This is a genomic window from Armatimonas sp. (genome assembly GCF_043760365.1).
Lineage (GTDB): Bacteria > Armatimonadota > Armatimonadia > Armatimonadales > Armatimonadaceae > Armatimonas.
Genome location: NZ_JAYUPA010000209.1, coordinates 1 through 2,097, shown reverse-complemented (window position 1 = coordinate 2,097; position 2,097 = coordinate 1). Strand labels below are relative to the sequence as shown.

Genomic DNA, 2,097 nt, shown 5'->3' with positions numbered 1-2,097 from the left:
GCCTAGCGGGCGGCGAGTACCGCAGCGCCGTCTATCTCTCGTCGAACGCCCCCGGCCCCAACGCCGAGGATCTGCGCACCGGCTGGTGGAAACACAGCTTCGAGGTGCGGGTCATGGTCGGCGGTGGTGGCGGAAGCTGGAAGGGCTACTAGCTCCCTGTCAGTATCCGTGTCACTGTCTCTCCCACTCGGTAGCGCTCCAGCGCCGTGCGATCCAGCTCAATCCCGAGGCCGGGCGTCTCTGGAACAGCCGCATGCCCGTTCTTTATCGTCACCCCGCCGAGCACTAAGTCATCCTCGCGCACGCGTTCTCCAAAAATATCAGATGGGATCGTGCAGGACTCCGCGGCGGCGCAGGCGTGCAGGTAGCTCGTCTCCAGAATTCCTAGATCCACCTCGGAGCCGTGCCAGACGGGCTTACCTTCCCACTGCGCCACTTTACACAGCTCAACAAAGGCGAACATCGGGCCGTTGAAGTTGTAGCCGTCGGCGCAGTTGGTGCGAATCGCGGGGAGAATATCTTCCACGCGCTGCCCCTGGTGCAGGTACGGCAGTGAGATATGAATAAAAATAGGAATCCCCAGCTCCGCCTTCAGTGTCTGGAAGCCCGCGTAGTCCTGCCGCTCAATTGGGTCCTCCAGCCCATACATCACCGAGAGATCCACGCCGCGCATCAGCTCCAGCGTGTTTTGGACACTCCCCCAGCGCTGGTTAGGGTCAAGCAAGACTTTTATCCCCTCGCCGCAGCGCTCTTTAATGGCCGCGCACCACTCCCGTGGCGAGTCGCTCTCCGCGATCTTGAACTTGAAGACACGATGCCCCTGCTCCATGGCCTCATGAGCCTTGCGTGCCGCGTCGGCAGGCGTGCGCCGTGCCGTCCAGCCCAGGCACTCGATGGCATCGCGCACTCTCCCCCCGAGTAGCTGATAGACCGGCACGCCCAGATACTTCCCCGCCAAGTCCAGTACCGCCGACTCATACGCATCGTAGAGCCGCCTGTTTTCTATCGGCAGTGCCCGCCAGTTCAGCGCCAGCGGATCGGCTCCCAGCAGCACCGAGAGAGTGGGCTCCAGCTCAGCCTCGCTCACGGTCCGGTAGCTCTCCCCAATACCAATCGCGCCCTCACCCGTTTCCAGTTCGATAATCCACTTGGGCATGTGCACGAAATCGGACCAGTACCCCCCCAGCTTAAATTTCTGGAGAAACCCCGCGTCCTCATCGGCGATTCCCGGGGAGTTGAGACTATCGGGCTTGGCGGGCACCACAACGGGCGTCGCACGCACACGGCGAATACATCGGTCGGACATGGGGGTTGGTTCGGTATCGAGGGATAAATATCCTCTCGCTTAGGGCTTCGTTCGTCCCTCACTGCGCCGGGCACCCTCCGGGTGCGGAAAAATTAATTTTTCGTTTTTTGTTAGATTTAGGGGTTGACGACCGTTTTATGGGTGTGAAACGTAGCAAGATTGTCATTCCCCTCCACTTGGTGTGGACAACCAAAAACCGGGAGGGAGGGATTACACCAGAGATTGAGGAACAGATTCATCGAGCATTATTCGCCAAGGCGGGAGCGCTAAAAGCAAAAGTCCTGGCAATTGGCGGGATGCCTGATCATGTTCATATCGCCGTTCTTCTTCCCAGTACCATTACAGTAGCGGCTCTGGTCAAGCAACTCAAAGGTGCTTCACAAAATTTAGCATCGGAAGCTCTTCTGCGTAGAACTGTCTTCTGGCAAGAAGGCTACGGGGCTTTTGCTTTCCAGATCAATGCCCGTCATCGTGTTATCACCTATATCCAGAACCAAAAGGAACGCCATGCACAAAACACCCTCTGGCCAACTCTCGAAACCACCGACGAAGAAATCCCCGGCTAACCGCACCCGGAGGGTGCCCGGCACAGTGAGGGACGAACGAAGCCCTAAGCGAGAGCAACTTGTTGCCTCGGACGCAAACCATTGCCTCGGACGCAAACCATTGCCTCGGGCATGAACCATTGCCTCGGATAAATCCAAGCCAACAAGGATTCTTCCCCCCCGGCAACGAATAGTCCCCCATGCAAAACATAACCCGACGGTATTTATTAGCGGCAGTGATCGCCG

Annotated in this window: 2 protein-coding genes; one reads left to right on the top strand and one right to left on the bottom strand. The window is 58.2% G+C overall.

All coding sequences use genetic code 11. The annotated features are described in order from the left end of the window. Positions 1-148: 148 nt before the first annotated feature. Complete coding sequence (locus ACH2EH_RS05095; RefSeq protein WP_395139561.1) at positions 149-1,306, bottom strand: mandelate racemase/muconate lactonizing enzyme family protein; 1,158 nt, start codon at positions 1,304-1,306, stop codon at positions 149-151. A 137-nt stretch (positions 1,307-1,443) separates the two neighbouring features. Between ACH2EH_RS05095 and tnpA the strand changes: the two genes are divergently transcribed. Continuing rightward, on the top strand, positions 1,444-1,872 hold the full coding sequence (tnpA, locus tag ACH2EH_RS05090) for an IS200/IS605 family transposase (protein ID WP_395139559.1): 429 nt from the start codon (positions 1,444-1,446) through the stop codon (positions 1,870-1,872). Positions 1,873-2,097: the final 225 nt, after the last annotated feature.

Bases quoted from the DNA above. Each gene is read 5' to 3' on its own strand.
- tnpA (WP_395139559.1), top strand. From the start codon at position 1,444: ATGGGTGTGAAACGTAGCAAGATTGTCATTCCCCTCCACTTGGTGTGG.
- ACH2EH_RS05095 (WP_395139561.1), bottom strand. From the start codon at position 1,306: ATGTCCGACCGATGTATTCGCCGTGTGCGTGCGACGCCCGTTGTGGTG.